13 protein-coding genes are annotated in these 16873 nt (G+C 42.8%); 7 read left to right on the forward strand and 6 right to left on the reverse strand.

The window, feature by feature from the left end; all coding sequences use genetic code 11:
• Positions 1-148 precede the first annotated feature (148 nt).
• A complete protein-coding gene (locus NSS67_RS23900; protein ID WP_339316118.1) occupies positions 149-1105 on the reverse strand; it encodes an alpha/beta hydrolase in 957 nt (318 codons plus the stop codon).
• Between the two features lie 402 nt (positions 1106-1507).
• Here NSS67_RS23900 and NSS67_RS23905 point away from each other — a divergent pair.
• Positions 1508-2868 (forward strand): IS1182 family transposase gene (locus tag NSS67_RS23905; RefSeq protein ID WP_339316119.1). Its coding sequence is split into 2 segments (ribosomal slippage): positions 1508-2075 and positions 2075-2868, totalling 1362 coding nucleotides; the frame shifts between segments, so codons are not numbered across the junction.
• A 229-nt stretch (positions 2869-3097) separates the two neighbouring features.
• Here NSS67_RS23905 and NSS67_RS23910 read toward each other — a convergent pair.
• Positions 3098-4579 (reverse strand): stalk domain-containing protein, encoded by a 1482-nt coding sequence (locus NSS67_RS23910; protein ID WP_339316120.1) that lies wholly within the window; start codon positions 4577-4579, stop codon positions 3098-3100.
• Between the two features lie 350 nt (positions 4580-4929).
• Here NSS67_RS23910 and NSS67_RS23915 point away from each other — a divergent pair, with 350 nt between their 5' ends.
• A complete protein-coding gene (locus tag NSS67_RS23915; protein ID WP_339316121.1) occupies positions 4930-6795 on the forward strand; it encodes an LTA synthase family protein in 1866 nt (621 codons plus the stop codon).
• 91 nt (positions 6796-6886) lie between these two features.
• Entirely contained in the window at positions 6887-7081 is a 195-nt protein-coding gene (locus tag NSS67_RS23920) for a hypothetical protein (protein WP_339316122.1), read from the forward strand.
• A gap of 199 nt (positions 7082-7280) precedes the next feature.
• On the opposite strand, the gene NSS67_RS23925 is transcribed toward NSS67_RS23920, so the two are convergent.
• On the reverse strand, positions 7281-8999 hold the full coding sequence (locus NSS67_RS23925; RefSeq protein ID WP_339316123.1) for an alpha-glucosidase: 1719 nt from the start codon (positions 8997-8999) through the stop codon (positions 7281-7283).
• Between the two features lie 260 nt (positions 9000-9259).
• Between NSS67_RS23925 and NSS67_RS23930 the strand changes: the two genes are divergently transcribed.
• Complete coding sequence (locus NSS67_RS23930) at positions 9260-10267, forward strand: LacI family DNA-binding transcriptional regulator (RefSeq protein WP_339316124.1); 1008 nt, start codon at positions 9260-9262, stop codon at positions 10265-10267.
• A 40-nt stretch (positions 10268-10307) separates the two neighbouring features.
• On the opposite strand, the gene NSS67_RS23935 is transcribed toward NSS67_RS23930, so the two are convergent.
• Both NSS67_RS23935 and clpP read right to left on the reverse strand, forming a co-directional pair.
• Positions 10308-10514, reverse strand: coding sequence for a hypothetical protein (locus NSS67_RS23935; RefSeq protein WP_339320685.1), 207 nt, complete (start codon positions 10512-10514; stop codon positions 10308-10310).
• Positions 10515-10535: 21 nt separating this feature from the next.
• Positions 10536-11117, reverse strand: coding sequence for an ATP-dependent Clp endopeptidase proteolytic subunit ClpP (gene clpP / locus NSS67_RS23940; RefSeq protein ID WP_339316126.1), 582 nt, complete (start codon positions 11115-11117; stop codon positions 10536-10538).
• Between the two features lie 182 nt (positions 11118-11299).
• Between clpP and NSS67_RS23945 the strand changes: the two genes are divergently transcribed.
• A complete protein-coding gene (locus tag NSS67_RS23945; protein ID WP_339316127.1) occupies positions 11300-12100 on the forward strand; it encodes an RNA polymerase sigma factor in 801 nt (266 codons plus the stop codon).
• A 448-nt stretch (positions 12101-12548) separates the two neighbouring features.
• Entirely contained in the window at positions 12549-13439 is an 891-nt protein-coding gene (locus tag NSS67_RS23950; RefSeq protein WP_339316128.1) for an NAD-dependent epimerase/dehydratase family protein, read from the forward strand.
• 430 nt (positions 13440-13869) lie between these two features.
• Here NSS67_RS23950 and NSS67_RS23955 read toward each other — a convergent pair whose 3' ends face one another.
• Entirely contained in the window at positions 13870-15651 is a 1782-nt protein-coding gene (locus NSS67_RS23955; protein WP_339316129.1) for a methyl-accepting chemotaxis protein, read from the reverse strand.
• A gap of 248 nt (positions 15652-15899) precedes the next feature.
• Between NSS67_RS23955 and NSS67_RS23960 the strand changes: the two genes are divergently transcribed.
• Positions 15900-16829: a MerR family transcriptional regulator gene (locus NSS67_RS23960; RefSeq protein ID WP_339316130.1), complete on the forward strand. Its 930-nt coding sequence runs from the start codon at positions 15900-15902 to the stop codon at positions 16827-16829.
• The last annotated feature ends 44 nt before the right edge of the window (positions 16830-16873 follow it).

Here is a 16873-nt window from a genome sequence, read left to right on the forward strand (position 1 = left end):
TTAAGCGAGTTACAATGCAATTTTAATGATTTTGGTAAGTCCGCTCCCCGTTCTTCTGCTGTCGTTTGTTCATCTCGCAGCCTCAATTTTAACGTCTAGAGACTCTTTTTTCGCAATGGACCCGAGATTTGTCAATCTGCTTCTTTACTCATTTCTTTAATTCAATATCGATAAAATCCAAAACACGTCCAATATTCGTTTTCGTTTCAAATATCACCGAGGAATGAATAGCATTTGGAAAAATCTCAACCTTAGCGTGTTCTCTACCGAAAAGGTGATTTACTTTCAATGCGAAATCGATTGATTGTTGCATTGGAGTAATATCATCGCCACCTCCATGTTGCAACAAAATCTTTGGAATATCTTTATTGATATAGCTCATAGGATTCAATCTTTTAACTTGCTGACCCAACTCTTCTATGCGACCTCCAACCAACTTTTCTAAGACACCGTCCTTTGTATGAAAAGGGAATTCGTTGCGCTTTGAGATAGGGAAGACTTCTTCGTATTCGTCACTGATATCCACCGGTTCGTATAGTGAGTTTTCCTGGAGAATATAATTCACCTGTAAATCGTGATCCAAACGAGAAAAGTCGGAAACCGGATACCAAGAAACAACCGCCGATATGTCCGTAGGAATATCTTTGTTGGGATCCTGTTCAGTATCAAACAGAGCTTCATTAGCAAAAACCGCTGTCATAAGGGCTAAATAACCACCTGCGGAACCACCCCAAGTGGCAATTTTTTGCGGATCCAAATGAAATTTGGCAGCATTCTTTTTGATAAAACGGATGGCCATCTTTACGTCTCTTACTGGTTCAGGAAATATCACTTCATCCGTCAGTCTGTAATTTATGGAAACAATGGCATACCCTCTATTTCGGCCTTCAAGCATCGGCTCAATCATATCTTTTTGGCGTTTATCGCACGCTACAAATCCTCCACCATGTATGGAAACAATTACGGGAAAGGGACCATCCCCTTCAGGTAGCCAAATATCTAGCTTTTGAGCGTCAGATGCTGTGCCATAGGGGATATCAAAATAACCTCTCTGATTTTCGGTACTTAAAATGGGTCCGTTTTTTCTCCATTTTCTATTTGTCATTTTCCTTTTCCTTTCTTGCGTTGTCAGTGCTTATGTTTTTTGGTCTTGTTGAACGCAAAGATGTATTCGCTTACAGAGAATAGCAATTAAATTTTGAGAAGTGAATGCCTCCTTCTTGATGACTTTGTCTTCATACGCTACAAATAAAAAAATAAACAACGGTAGTACGTGGTATATATAGTTGTCTAATTAATTGCAACTTCACTATAAATCATTAAAACCAGTTAAGTCAATACTGATTAAAAAACAGATCATTATAATGATAAAGAGCTCCCGTCGTTTGGGAGCTCCAGGCTGTCGAGAAAGTCTCGACAGCCTTCTTTGTGTCACAATTATTTAAAGCGACACCGCGTTAATGTTGTATAATATAGGTAACTATTTATAGAACGGATGGTGTTTTAAATGTTGCGTGCCAATCGAGAAAAACAACAAGCGTACGAGTTTGTTTCCATTGAAGAATTGGTTCCTAAAGATCATTTGCTACGCAAAGTAGATAAGTATATTGATTTCTCCTTCATCGATGATATGGTTCGTCCGTTGTACTGTGCAGATAATGGACGTCCTGCTATTGACCCTGTCATTTTATTTAAGATGATTTTTCTCGGATACTTATACGGTATTCGTTCCGAACGTCAATTGGAGCGAGAGATCCAAACCAATTTGGCCTATCGTTGGTTTTTAGGACTGGGACTAACCGACAAGGTGCCAGACCATACGACTATTAGTTGGAACCGGCGAACCCGATTTAAAGACACGAACATCTTTCAGGATATTTTCGATGAAATTGTGTTGCAGGCCATCTCTCACCGGATGGTTGGTGGACGTGTTTTGGTGAGCGACTCGACGCATGTTAAAGCGAATGCCAATAAACACCAATATACCAAACAACAAGTGCTGCAAAATACTAAAGATTACGTCGATGAACTTAACACTGCTGTAGCAGCAGATCGAAAAGAGCATGGAAAAAAGTCCTAAAACCTAGAGAGGAAGTGAACGAAGAAAAAGAAATTAAAGTAAGCAAGACGGATCCAGACAGTGGATATATGATCCGGGATGGAAAACCAGAAGGCTTCTTTTATCTGGACCACCGCACGGTGGATACCAAATACAATCTCATAACCGATGTGCATGTCACGCCCGGAAATGTCCATGATTCCGTGCCTTATTTGTCGCGTTTAGATCGTCAGCGGGAACGTTTTGGATTTAAGGTTGAAGCTGTTGCTTTGGATTCTGGTTATTTAACGACACCGATTTGCCGAGGTTTACAAAGCCGAAAGATTTTTGCCGTGATAGCTCACCGGAGGTTTCACCCAAGACAAGGCTTGTTTCCAAAGTGGAGATTCTCATTTGATAGGGAGCGAAATATATACGTTTGTCCGGCAAGTCATGAACTGAACTACCGAACCACAGACCGCAAAGGCTACCGACACTATGCTTCCGATCCGGAGCATTGTAAGAGTTGTCCTCTGCTGGACCAGTGTACACAATCCAGAAACCACCGGAAAGTGGTGACCCGACATGTTTGGGAGGATAGTAAGGATTGGGTACGAAATAACCGATTGAGTAAGTCCGGTAAGCATTTATACCGAAAACGAAAAGAAACGATAGAGCGAAGCTTTGCGGATGCTAAAGAGCTCCATGGGTTTCGCTATTGCCGTTTGCGGGGGCTGCCAAATGTTAGAGAACAGGCACTGATGACGGCGGCTGTGCAGAACATGAAGAAGATGGCGATCCATCTAGATCGCCTAGAAAAACGAGGGTAACCCCCTCGTTTTCCTGTTTTACGATGTCTAAATACAAAAAGAGAAACCCATGGTCATGAAAATGACTGGGTTTCTCGACACTCTGGAGCTCCCGTCGTTTGGGAGCTCTTTTCTGAAGTATCACTTTTAAAATAAAGCGTAATGATCATTTTATCCTTCCATTCAAAAAAAGTATTGTTTGTATTAGTTACACCAATACAAACAATACTTAATGTCAAAACACCCCTCTTTAATTGGAATGGATTCGAACTGCATAAGCTTCTGCATCCCATTCCACCTTAGCACCTAGCATTTCGCTTATCAGTCTTAGCGGTACGTATACACTATCATTAATGAAGACTGGTTTTTGATCTGTGGCTATTCCTTTTCCATCCACAGTCGTTTGTCCATTTACCGAATTTAAGATTAGCGTTGTAGATCCCTTCACCGCAACGACTGATCTCGATGGAACGTCCCAACGTACATTCACGCCCATTTGCTGAAATACTCCCCTTAACGGGACGTACGTAGAATTGTTAATCAGTAAAGGAGCCATGGTCAGTTCCATTTCATTATTGTTCAACTGCACCTGAATCCATTTTTTCACTGGCTTAGGTGTATCAATCATAAAATCCCTAACCCCCAAGCCTGTCTGCCCGAATTCATTCGTCCCCCAGGCGAGGACGTGACCGTCTTTTAAGAGCACATAATGATTTCTGTTCCCGCTGGTTATTGAAACTGCATTTTGTATACCACTGGTCTGCGTAACATTAATCTTATTCTTATCGCCAATCGACCACTGCCAAACGGTCCCGTCGGCCTTTACCGCGGAGTCTGTTGTCATTGATACGACATCTGTGAGTCCCGGAATCTGAATCGGCTTTAAAGCTTCTCCCTGATTCATATCTGTGTAATTACTCCATAACCAAACAGTACCATCCCATCTCAAAGCTACTCCATACTGTCCATCAATATCAACAGCTCTATACTCCCCACTCCCTTCAATTAGAGTAGGCTTTAAGACCATGTCCTTTTTAATTCCTATAGATTTAGACGATCCCCACACCCATACCTCTCCGCCGTTACCAAGTGCTACTGAATTATTTGATCCCGCAGCTATAGATAAAATAGAGGGTAGTCCTTTCACCTGCACCGGTGTTAGCCCATTTTTCCCAGAATTGTCACCGAGTTCTCCTTGCTCATTGCCCCCCCACGCCCAGACGGTTCCGTCTTTTCGGAGCGCTAAGCTATGTGTGCCTCCTGCCGAAACAGAAATCACTTCCGTTAACCCCTTCACTTGAACCGGCTCTACAAGAACCGTCAATGACTGCGTTCCAGTGCCAAGTTGTCCATGTTCGTTCCCTCCCACAGCCCACACGGTTCCATCCTCTTTCAATATCAAATTATGACGATAGCCACCTGAAACCTGCTTTACATGATCGATATGCATTTTGACTGGAGTATACGCCGGCGTGGTTGCCCCATTACCAATTGACCCGTATCCACCACCCCAAGCCCAGGCTGTTCCATCTGCAGTGATGGCATAAGCACTTCTATCTCCCGCATCCAGCCCTGTGATGCCAGACAATAACTTCTTTTCATCTGGGAAATTCACGGCACTGTCCGCCTTAACTATTAATGGAGAGACTGTAGCTAGGATAATAGCTATCCCAACAACTGCACAACAAATCCGTCTTACCTGAACGTTAAAGCCTGAAATTTCCCTTCCCACTTAAGATCACTCCTTTAGAATTGTAGGAACCAAACTGTTGACTAGCACCAACTAAACCTCCGCTGTATTCCCTCTCCTTGTTTAGACTGTGAAATATTATGTAAAGTTGCGAGAGCTGTATTTTTTAAAATCAAATTATACAGATATAACCTGTAGTTTAGGATTGAAGCTGATTTTACCTGTTTATGTGGCTTAAATCGCTTGTTGTTGCGCTCTAGGTCTCTCGTCCGTCTTTTGACACACGAATACATCAAGAGCATAATAAGCATCGGCATATTGCAACGGATTCCCACAACATACAGGGTTATGCAGGGTTTTAGTGTGTTTTGCACCAGAGAGGATGATAACGAGTGAAAAAAGATTTTCAGATTAAAAACAAGCCCTTTCTAATCTTTAGCTTCATCCTGCTCTTAAAATGCGCAGTGGCCTGGTTCGTGGTATTTAATGACGGCCCTAATTGGAGCATGCTGCTCACAGAGATTCCTTTCTTCTTTATCGTATTTGGACTCATTGAGTGGATGGCTTCCAAGCGGAAGTTTCTGTATTACATGATTGCGAACTTATTAATCTCAGTGATTTATTTTGCCGTCCTAATGTATTACAAATATTACGGTGTGATTGCTACTTACCATGCCTTGGAACAAGCGGATAAAGTAACCAAAGTAGGAGAAAGCACGTACTCCTTGCTGGACCCTTACTATTTGTTCATTTTTGTAGATATTGTAGTCTTCATGTTCTTTATGTTCCGTCCGAAATATATTGCAATTTGGAAAGAAAGAGGCATGAAGCGACGCATGAACCGGACTGCTTTGCTTGGGATTATCAGCGTTTCTCTTGCGATCTGTGTCTTTAATATTTGGCCAAATCACGCCAGTATGAACGAGACTAAAAAGGCGGAGAGTATGGGGATTCTCAATTACGAGGTATATACCCTTTTTGCCGACACCACGGAAAAGGAAGAAATGATCGACAGCAAAGAAATTACGCAACAGGCAGTGGACGCTACTAAAGGAATTACGGAGCCAGTCTCACCAAAGTACTGGGCAGCGGCTCAAGGTAAGAATCTAATTGTGGTGCAAATGGAGTCATTTCAGAACTTTCTGCTGGGCTTAAGCATTGATGGACAGGAAGTGACTCCAAATCTAAATAAACTTATAGCTAGCGAACATTATTTCAATAACTTCTATACGAACGCGGGGCAAGGAACAACATCAGATGCAGAATTTGTAGTGAACACCTCGCTATATGTTCCTCATCACGAAGTAGCCACTTCCTCCAACTATATGACCAAGGAGCTTCCGAGCCTGCCTAAACTGATGAAAGCTAATGGATACAATACGGCCACCTTTCACACCAACAGCGTGGAATTCTGGAATCGCAAAACCTTATACAAGGTGCTGGGCTTTGATAAATACTACGATCAGTCCTTTTATGGAGATGATGATCATATCGCATTTGGATCTTCCGATGAGGTGCTGTATGCCAAGACCGTTCCTGAATTAGTCAAAATGGATGCGGAAGACGATCCTTTTTACGCGATGGTCATTTCTATGAGCGCTCATCACCCTTATAAAATGCCAGAATCTAAATTTAAAATGACGTTGCCTAAACGGTACGAAGGGACCTTAGTCGGCGACTATATTTTAGCCCAAAATTATGCGGATTACGCCATGGGACAATTTCTAGACGAACTGAAGTTCAGCGGGTTATGGGACGATAGCGTGATTGTCTTCTACGGAGATCATCAAGGTGTATCCCTGTATTCCCTTGACGGCAATGAGAAATCATTAATGGAGGAAATGGTTGGACACGAGTATGGCTATACAGATATGTTCAACGTTCCTTTCATTGTTCATGCTCCAGGCATAGGCCAACCTACTGTCTACACCCAGACCGGTGGTCAGATCGACATTTTACCGACTGTAGCTAATCTGTTAGGTATCTCTATGAAGGACCAGCTCCACTTCGGAGAAGACCTGATGAATCAACAGACTAATCTACTACCAGTCAGACACTTTCTTCCTACTGGTTCTTTTATTAATGACACAAGTTTGTACTTGACTGGTGTCGATTACGAGGATGGAAATAACTATAACCTAATCGATGGCTCTGAAACTGAGGGCGGTTCGACCCAAGCACAATTTAATGCCGTTCAGCGACTCCTCAATATGTCTAAAAGTTATATCCTGCAACGGTCAGATTTACCTGTTAATTGAACTATAGTTCACCGTTAGCGCAACGACCTCCTAGTTGTAGCTGAATTATCCAGTATGGTATAATTTTAAAAAATGGAAGAAGGAATAAACAATGAATGCAAAAGCACACCTTCGCCACCAACGTTTCAACACAGCTCATTACAAGCATAATCAACGAGTAGCGGAGTTTCATAAACGTCATGCTGCTCAAATCGCGAACGGTGAGAATGGAAATAGTTTACTATCGAGATGGGAAAGATTTATTTATAATAAAGCATTGGGAATTATGAAAGTAATAAAAAAATAACTCAATTAGAGGCTGCCCGTTAGTTCAGCAAGTAGAAGCCTTTCGTCGAAGATTAATGTTTGTCTCATTTACAGTAAACAGGCACGAAGCGACCAGCATATTTTTTTCAATTATCAACATTAGGAAATAACATAGCCATTTTATAAAAAAATGCCCCTCTGCCATAGGCTTTGGGGCATTCTTGCATTTATTAAAATGATTAAACGGTAGCAGGCACAGTCTCAAGAGTTGCCTCTTGCTCTACAGGTGCGCTAACCAGCATATACACACGAGATTCGTAAGGACGTAACGCCACAGTTTCGATCTTCTCGGCAGGGTCAACCTCATAGTTATTCAGCAGCAACTCACTGGAGTCAAATTCCAAATCAAACGGAAGGTCGAACAGTGCTTCCTCTGAAGTCAGGTTAGACATAACCAGCAATTTCTCATTGCCAAGTGTCCGAGTATAAGCGTAGATTCGTTCGTCTTCAGGCAAAATCAAATCATAGGTTCCATAGACGGTCACCGGATTGGCAGCCCGTAGTGCGATTAGCTTTTTATAATGATGATAGATGGAATCAGGGTCCTGCTTCGCACGCTCCACATTGATCTCCGTGAAATTCGGATTGACCTTCATCCAAGGCTTACCACTGCTGAAACCAGCGTTCTCAGTGTCATTCCATTGCATTGGCGTTCTGGAGTTGTCGCGACCGTTCTTCCAAATCACCTCCATGACTTCTTCATGTGATTTTCCGGCTTCAGTCTCTAAACGATACAGGTTCTTCATCGCTACATCATCATAATCATCCATCGAATCAAATCTTACATTAGTCATACCAATTTCTTGGCCCTGATAAATAAACGGTGTTCCCTGCATCAGGAAGTACATCGTAGCCAGCGATTTGGCCGACTCCTTCCAGTACTCGCCATCATTGCCCCAAGTAGAAACGGAACGCGGCTGATCGTGATTTTCGATAAAGAGTGCATTCCAGCCTCTACCCTCAAGACCTTTTTGCCAACGAGAAAGTGCTGACTTCAGCTGCAGAACATCCAAGCCACCAGTAACACTCTTATTCCAAAGGGCTAAATGCTCGAACTGAAAAATCATATTGAATTTACCCTGTTCCTCGCCTACCCACATTTCCGCTTGATCGACACTTACTCCGCTCGCTTCACCAACAGTCATAATGTCATAACGATCAAATGTTTCCTTTTTCAACTCCTGTAGAAAATCATGAATTCCTTCCCGATTCATATGACCCTCACCGGACGAAACGTACGGTAGATTCTCTGGATTCGGTAGATCAGGAAGACCTGCAATTTTCTTGATATGTGATATAGCATCCACTCGGAAGCCGTCGATCCCTTTATCCAGCCACCAATTGACCATACCATATAATTCCTGACGCACTTCAGGATTCTCCCAGTTGAGGTCAGGCTGTCTTTTGGAGAACACATGCATGAAATATTGCTCTGTAGCAGGGTCGAACTCCCAGATTGAACCGCTAAAAATACTCTCCCAGTTATTCGGTTCCTTTCCATCCTTAGGATCTCTCCAAATATAATAATCTCGCTTCGGGTTGTCCTTACTGGAACGCGCTTCAACAAACCAAGGATGTTCGTCAGAAGTATGGTTAATGACAAGATCCAGAATCAGCTTCATACCCCGTGCATGAACCTCGCTTAATAACTGATCGAAATCAGCCATACTCCCGAATTCCGCCATAATATCCTGGTAATCCGAAATATCATATCCATTATCATCGTTCGGGGATTTATAAATAGGACAGATCCAAATGACATTAATGCCAAGGTCCTGTAAATAATCGAGTTTAGAGATAACTCCCTGTAAGTCTCCAACGCCATCGCCATTACTGTCCATAAAGCTCCGTGGGTAAATTTGATACGCTGTGGCTTCTTTCCACCATGTTCTGTTCAATGTATGCAGCTCCTTCGTATTCATATACCCGCTCAGGAAAATATTTTCCTAGTTAATTCGCGAATTAGTGATTTTCATAATAAAACTTAATATAACCGTCTAAAAACCTATCTTTTTATGATTTATATTAGGAAATTATTTTCCTATGCGCTCATTATATGATCTTTTATTTTCCCGGTCAACAATAATCTTTTGGATTCTTGAAGCTATCCGTGATATGCTTGCGATATATTCTAGAACGAATACAAGCCTGGAAAGTTATGGTGATATTCTTGAAGGTAAAAATTAAAGATATAGCCAAAATGGCTGACGTTTCGATAGCGACCGTATCAAGGGTTGTCAATAACAGCAAACCGGTGAACGAAGAAGTCCGTAAGCGTGTATTGGAAGCCATGAAACAACTGAATTACCGTCCAAATATTATTGGTTCAGAAGCAGGTAGATCGGATACCCCTCTGATTGGTGTCATTATTCCACAGAATAGTAATACCGTGCTGGATGATTTCAATATTGGCATACGTGATCTTGCCGAACTATATGGTTATGATGTTTTGGTCGGATTAACAGACGGCAGTGTTGAAAGTGAACTTCATTATTTGAACTTATTCCACCACATGGGGGCTGAGGGATATATATATGTTGGCTCGGTTCCGAATAAGGAGCATCTGGAGATTATCCAGAAATCCGGGTCACCTTGCGTGTTAGTAGGAGAACAATCTCAGATTGATTCAATCCCTTCTGTTCATCTGGATAATGTTACCGCTTCCTACGAAGCCGTTACTTATCTGATTCAAAAAGGACATAGAAGTATCGCCATGATCCGCGTATCTGGTGATAATGCGGTGGGCGGCGATCGTTATCGTGGATATCGACAAGCATTGATGGATGCTGCTATTACCTTTAGGGAAGAATGGGTTGTAGAAAGTGGAATGGCCGTAGAAGATGGAAGCGACGCTATGCGTCGGATTAAGGATAGCGGGGAGCTGCCTACTGCGGTTTTTTGCTCCACAGATTGGATGGCTGTTGGGGCGATGAATTACTTGATCGATAACGGTATTCGGGTGCCAGAGGATGTAGCCGTGTTCGGATTCGATAATAGCTTCATCGCTTCTGTCGTCCGGCCCAAGCTGTCCTCGGTGGAATATTCCGGAACGGAGATTGGAATGACCGCTACTCGAACCTTGATCAAAATGATTAAGGGCGAGACAGGTATTCAGCATCATGCAAATGTAGCTCATTATTTGGCAATTCGCGAAAGTACGGGTTAGGGGAACCATCCCCTAACCCTATTTTCATACTCTGATGATGTTATTGTGCAAATCCTACACGGGCGCGTTCCCGTCCTTTAGTATCTAGTGTGATGGAACAGACGGAAGTAATGGGAATATACATCTCCTCGAATTCTGTTCGATATTTGATGAACTTCTCACTTACCGATTCCAATATGCCTTTTCTAGCGTTAGAGCCATCTACAAAATAAATAGTTACCTCTTTACCCTGCAAAGCTTCCAGCATCACTCGCTTCACTCCTTCGTCTTACAGATTTGTGATGACTTTGTCGATAATCCCGTACTCCACCGCTTCATCAGCTGACATGAAATAATCCCGATCCATATCCTGTAGCACCTTCTCCACCGTCTGTCCGGTTCGGTCCGCTGTAATTTGGACAAGGACTTCCCTTAGCTTCAAAATACGTTTGGCTCTAATCGCAATATCACTAGCCTGACCCTGTGCCCCACCATGCGGCTGATGGATCATGATCTCGCTGTTCGGCAGCGCATAACGTTTACCTTTGGCCCCTGCTAACAATAGTAGAGAACCAAAGGAAGCCGCCATACCAGTGCAAATCGTATTCACCTGCGGCTTAATGAGCTGCATCGTGTCATAAATACTGAATCCCGCCGTGATGGAGCCCCCCGGACTATTGATATACATGTGTATATCTTTATCTGGATCCTCTGCCGATAAGAAAAGCAGCTGGGCAACAATACTGTTAGCCAATTGATCCTCAATCTCCGCCCCTACAAACACAATTCGATCCTTCAACAGCCGCGAATAAATATCGTAGGATCTCTCCCCTTGATTCGTTTGTTCAATGACATAAGGAATGTACGCCATGCGTATACGACCTCCATCCGTTAATATATTTTGAAAGCTACCCTGTAAACGGATTAGTCTTTGGATAGGATACGTTAGGCGAGCAAAATATTATTTTTATTATTGCGTATCTTAATTTGAAGCTCATTCGTTTATTATTAGAAGTAACCGAAATCACTTTACCGGAAAAGAGGTTATGCAGAGTGATCATCCTTGAAAAGCTTATCGCCGGCCATGAACCGGATGAGAATAATACCAAGTCTTTGCAAATGGCCCTGAAGCGGTACTGCCTTGCATTGACACATTCCCCTTGGGAAGCCGAAGACTTAGCTCAGGATACGTGGGTCAAGGTGCTGGGTTATATGCAAAATTCGAAACAAATAAATCAAATGAACAATACAAATCAAATGAATCATCCGAATCCTGAGGCACTGCTCCTGCGGATTGCCAGAAATACCTGGATAGATATGATGCGGCGAAAAACGACGTTGTCGCGATTGCTGGAAATGGATCAATCTCGGGTAGAGGAAGCCGCAGGTCACGGTTCATTTGAGATTGAGGCTGCTTTTCAAGCTTTGAGGGAGCATTTATCTCCTCTGCAGCAAGCAGTGTTCCTACTTCGAGATGTATTCGGACACTCCGGAATGGAAGCTGCCGAAATTCTCGGCACCACGGAGGGAGCCGTCAAAGCTGCTTTGCATCGAGCACGGCAAGCTCTCCCTGCCGTAAGGCAAGAGCTTCTTCAAGCCGATGGCCCCGCCTTATCGCAGGATACAGAATTACAGATTACCTTGGGTCGTCTATCAGTTGCGTATGAACAAGGGCAAATTGCTGAGCTGATTGAGCTTGTCCTTGCAGATGAAGAACAGGAAGCAGTAATGGCCGTGTCTAGCCAAAGCTTCCAGAGCTTCCAGAGCTTCCAGAGCGTTCAATCTTTGCAGTGTGGCGGATTCAGCTCCACGGGCTGGAGTTTTGCCGAGCCTGGAATGCGGATGGCGGCTTAGTTTTTTTGTAAAGCTATCTCGTAATGCTGGAGAACGCTTAGCTAAATGCAGCAGGTTACGTAATAAGCGAACAAAAATAAGTTTTGAAAAGCGTAAATTAGGTTTGCTGTGGTGAGATAGGTGTGTTGGGTTGGATGAGTTGAATGGTTGTGTGTGAGTTTGGTGGGTTGGTGAGTCGCTAAAAAACGAATCTGCTGCACTATCTGCAATAGATTCTTAAGAAAAGTATGTTTAAAGTAAATTCCTCATCGTTTGATTGTATAAAGTGCAATAGAATCAAATATTGTCCATTGTAGTTTGATTTCTATTGCACAAAGTACAATCACACGAATTAAGTCTCCTTACATATCTTATGCGACGCTCTTCAAAGCACAATCTCCCGGCTTTCTAACGGAAGCCTTTTATAGACTTATTAATAACCATTAATCTTAGTTAGGAGTGGCATAATATGAGGAAGATTCTTATCATAGGCGGCACGCGCTTTTTTGGAAAAAGGTTAGTCGAACGTTTGCAACAGGATTCCGCGAATGATGTAACGATACTGACACGCGGGGAAACTAGCGATCCCTTTGGAGACCGCGTCCAACGAATCCATGCGGACCGTTTCCAACGAAGCGAGCTCGCTCAGGCGGTAGGAGATACACTATGGGATATCATTTACGATAATATTTGTTATTCACCAGATGAAGCGGATCAGGCATCCCGTATTTTTGACGGTAAAACAAAACGGTACATTCTCACCTCAAGCCTATCCGTATACGATTCCAGCGAAGAAGCACTAACCGAGGACATTTTTGATCCTGAAACATACCCCATCCACTACGGAGGACGAAATGATTTCACCTATCAGGAGGGAAAAAGACTTGCAGAAGCCGTCTTCATGCAGCAAGCCACCTTCCCAGTCGCCGCCGTTCGCTTTCCTATTGTACTGGGAACAGATGACTATACGCGAAGACTTCATTTTCATATTGAACATGTCCGTAACGTGTTACCTATCGGGATTCCAAATCCCGAAGCTCATATCTCCTTTATCCGTTCGGACGAAGCCGCTGATTTCCTGTATTGGCTCGGCTGTAGCTCCACTGTGACAGGACCTTTCAACGCTTGCTCAGACGGCACGGTTAGAATTAAGGATATTCTCACAATGATTGAAGCAGAAACAGAGAAACAAGCCATCATCCAGACCCAAACCGAAGACGAGCATATGTCACCATTCGGGATTGAACAATCCTGGTATATGAATACGAACAAAGCCCAGTCGGAGGGGTACAAGTTTCTCATTTTAAAAGACTGGCTCCCAGAGCTAGTCCGCTCCCTAAACAAAACCTACGAGGAATAACTCACACTACACACCTCATCCTTCCTCATTTACTTATGCAAAAAAAGCTGCCCCTAAGTAGAAGTCCCACTAGACTTTTCTACGAAGGCGGCAGCTTTTTTCGATTCAAATGCTAACCTAAAAAGTTCAGATAACTGCAATCTATACAACTATATCGAGTCAACTCAGCTTATGCTCGACTTTAGTTGTATTCAGTGCAATTAAAAAACTAGCTAAACACCGCTAATAGCCATTTCTCGTAGAAATAACTGCACTAAGTACAATTAAACACTCATTGAGGTAAACACAAACATTTATAGTTGCATTAAGTACACTTAACGCGCAAAAAAGGTAGTAAGATGGCCGACCCTCTAAGCTACCTTTTTACGTTACGGAATTAGTAAATCAAGTCGATCCCTATGTGCGAGCGAGCATTCATTCAACCCTCACCTTATGCGGAGATTGTTAAATAAGCACGCTCCTCAGGCGTTTCATCGCCAGATGAGTCACTGTCATCTCCAGCGATATTCTCATCCACTATATCCGAATTAATCTTAAAAACGTTGATTTCCTTGAACAATTTTTGCGAAATCTCATTAATCTCAACAGCTTGACGGGCAATGTCGCGGATCGCGTTGTCCTGCTGCACGCTAGAGGCATTCACTTCCTGGACCCCTGCCGCAGTTTCCTCCGCAATAGCAGCCACGTTGTGAACGGACTCCGCAAGCCTACGATTCATAGTCTGTGTCATATCTACCTTGTCATGGATTTGCCCAATTTGCTTGCTGATCTCAACAATCGACAGGTCTATCGCTTCAAATGATGACAACGTTTCTTCCACTTTTTGATCCTGCTCTTCAAGGTTTCCTTTGGTCTCCAGCATATATTGCTGAAATTCATCCATCCCGGCTTGCAGCTCATTAATAATCTGACTGATATGGACAGAGGACTCTTTGGTCTGATCCGATAATTGTCTCACTTCATCAGCTATAACAGCAAATCCCTTCCCATAGGCGCCCGCCCGTGCCGCTTCAATCGCTGCATTTAGAGAGAGAATATTGGTCTGGTTAGAAATGTCTGTAATCGATTTGGTTATTCTGGAGATATCCTTCGACTGGTCGCTCAATTTGGTTAAAGCGAGATACACCTTATTCACAGATTCACGTGAGTGTTCCGATACCTCGCGTAAGGCGATGACGGATTCGGAGCCTTTTCGAGTATTGTGATTAGCCGTTTGACTGGTCGACAGCATAACCTCGGTATATTCCGTAATTTCATAAACTTCCCGTTCCAATTCCTGAATCAAGCTTGCGCTCTGCTCAGATTGTCCAGCCTGCTGCTCAGCCCCTACAGAGATTTCCTGTATGGTGCTTACGATTTCTTGATTGGTATGGGCAGTAATAGATGAGGATTGTTGAAAAGAGTGCGAATAAGTCGCGAGCGAAGAAGCTACAGATTGCGTCTGCTGAAGCATCTCCCGTACCCGCAATACCATATGGTCAAAATGATGACTCAGACTCCCTAGCTCATCGTTATAAGGCGAATTAATCTGCTGCCGCAAGTCTCCCTCAGCAATTTTTCGTAGAGCCACTTGCAGCTTATTTATAGGGTTGAGAAAAGAACGTATAAGCATAACAGCAATAACAAGCGTGAAAATGAATACTAGTACTGCTGCATAAGCACCCATAGAGCTTGTCAGATTTAATAAATCAAAAGAATAATCTTGGGCCTTCTCTGCGTTCTCTGCTGCTGCGGCATTTAGTTTCTCATTGGTCTCCAGCATGGATTTACTCATAGCCACTGCCTTCGTATGTAATTCATCTATTCGTTCCAAAACGGCCATAGGATCAAGCTGCTCGTTCTTTATGGTATTTACTAATCCGTCAAAATAGCCTGTATATGCTCCAAGTTGATTATGTAACTGTTCTAACTCCTTAGATGCTGGCGAATCGGCATCAAATTTCACTTTTCCCAATTGTTCCATTAACTTTGTCTGTTTGTCTTTAAAAGGTTGGGTAAACTCTAAATCGCTAGAGCCCGCTAGAGAGCTCTCCACACCGTTCATTTCTTGAAGCAGTTGAGTAATGGTTGATACTGTAATTCTTTTTTCCATCTCCATTTTTTGCGTTTCCATAGAGATTTCTACTTGTTTGATTTTATAGTTTTGGTATAGCGCTACTCCTAAAAAGAATAGTACCACGGCAGAAAAACTCAAGATCAACTTCCATTTCATTGATAGATGCATAGACCTAGCCTTCAACAATATCATCCTCCGTATAAAGCCTCATATGGCAATAGGTACTTTTTACTAATATCTAAATTGTAGAAGCTGGATATTAAATACCGGGCACAGTTTTGTATGAGAAATGTAAAATTATATCGAATATTCAGACACAATTAAGTCCTTGCAATTGACGCAACGTTAAGTGCTAAAATACTTCTCATAGGGCGCCTTATCAATCTATAGAACGGGAGTTGTCTATGAGTGGATTTGTGACCATTGATAAGCTTTCTACGCAAATAGGGCTGACGAGTCGGACGTTGCGTCACTGGGAAGCACAAGGATTGTTTGAAAGTCACCGAGAGGCTAGCTCGGGTTGGCGAATTTATGATGAGCACGCAATCCTCGCCATTCGAATCACCGCATTATTAAGAAAGCTGGATATTAGTATTAAGGATATCGGAACCGTCCTGCAGAACATGTCCGTTCACTCCTTGTATGAAACACTCCTTCAGCAGTCCGCTTCAATTCATAATGAGAAATCTGAACTTACACTAAAGGAACGCGAGATCCACTTTTTTTTACAATTAATATCTGCACGTATGGAGGAACCCATAACTAACCATTTGTTATTAGCGTTGAACGCAGAGTCATGCAATACATTGGATGATATGAATGAGAATGAGGAGGTTGTATCTATGACAACGATTAAACACTCTCCACCTATCCATGTAAGATTCATTACACTTCCACCTATGAGATTTGCCTATAATGTTGCGGTCAGTACCTCACCAGAGGATGAAGCTATGGTACCCATCGTGGAATGGTTGGAAACTAATCATCTCTTGGGGACAGCACGTCTATTTGGTGGGAATACGAATCCGCACCCTAGCGGAGAGAATAAGCCTTATGGCTACGGATTCTGTGCCTCCATTCCTGAAAATGTTGAAATACCAGCCCACCTTAAAGAGATACGTTTCGACGGCGGTCTCTATGCCATGACCGAAAGCAGTGATGATATCTTTGGCTCATGGCAAGCACTAATGAGTTTTTTGGATAATAACATGGATTATCAAGCTGACCACAATTCAAGATTATGTCTCGAGGAGCATATCCGAAACGATAATCCCAAAGGCAACGGAAATCAGTATGTATTAAATCTGCTCGAACCTGTAAAAAAGCGGTCATAGAACAAAACGCTCTCCTTTGCCCATAATGGCATTGGAGAGCGTTT

It is taken from the genome of Paenibacillus sp. FSL R10-2734 (genome assembly GCF_037963865.1).
Classification (GTDB): domain Bacteria; phylum Bacillota; class Bacilli; order Paenibacillales; family Paenibacillaceae; genus Paenibacillus_AQ.

Excerpts from the sequence above, each read along its gene's own strand:
- NSS67_RS23900 (WP_339316118.1), bottom strand. The coding sequence starts at position 1,105 with ATGACAAATAGAAAATGGAGAAAAAACGGACCCATTTTAAGTACCGAA.
- NSS67_RS23920 (WP_339316122.1), top strand. The coding sequence starts at position 6,887 with ATGAATGCAAAAGCACACCTTCGCCACCAACGTTTCAACACAGCTCAT.
- NSS67_RS23930 (WP_339316124.1), top strand. The coding sequence starts at position 9,260 with ATGGTGATATTCTTGAAGGTAAAAATTAAAGATATAGCCAAAATGGCT.
- NSS67_RS23935 (WP_339320685.1), bottom strand. The coding sequence starts at position 10,514 with ATGCTGGAAGCTTTGCAGGGTAAAGAGGTAACTATTTATTTTGTAGAT.
- clpP (WP_339316126.1), bottom strand. The coding sequence starts at position 11,117 with ATGGCGTACATTCCTTATGTCATTGAACAAACGAATCAAGGGGAGAGA.
- NSS67_RS23950 (WP_339316128.1), top strand. The coding sequence starts at position 12,549 with ATGAGGAAGATTCTTATCATAGGCGGCACGCGCTTTTTTGGAAAAAGG.
- NSS67_RS23955 (WP_339316129.1), bottom strand. The coding sequence starts at position 15,651 with ATGAAATGGAAGTTGATCTTGAGTTTTTCTGCCGTGGTACTATTCTTT.
- NSS67_RS23960 (WP_339316130.1), top strand. The coding sequence starts at position 15,900 with ATGAGTGGATTTGTGACCATTGATAAGCTTTCTACGCAAATAGGGCTG.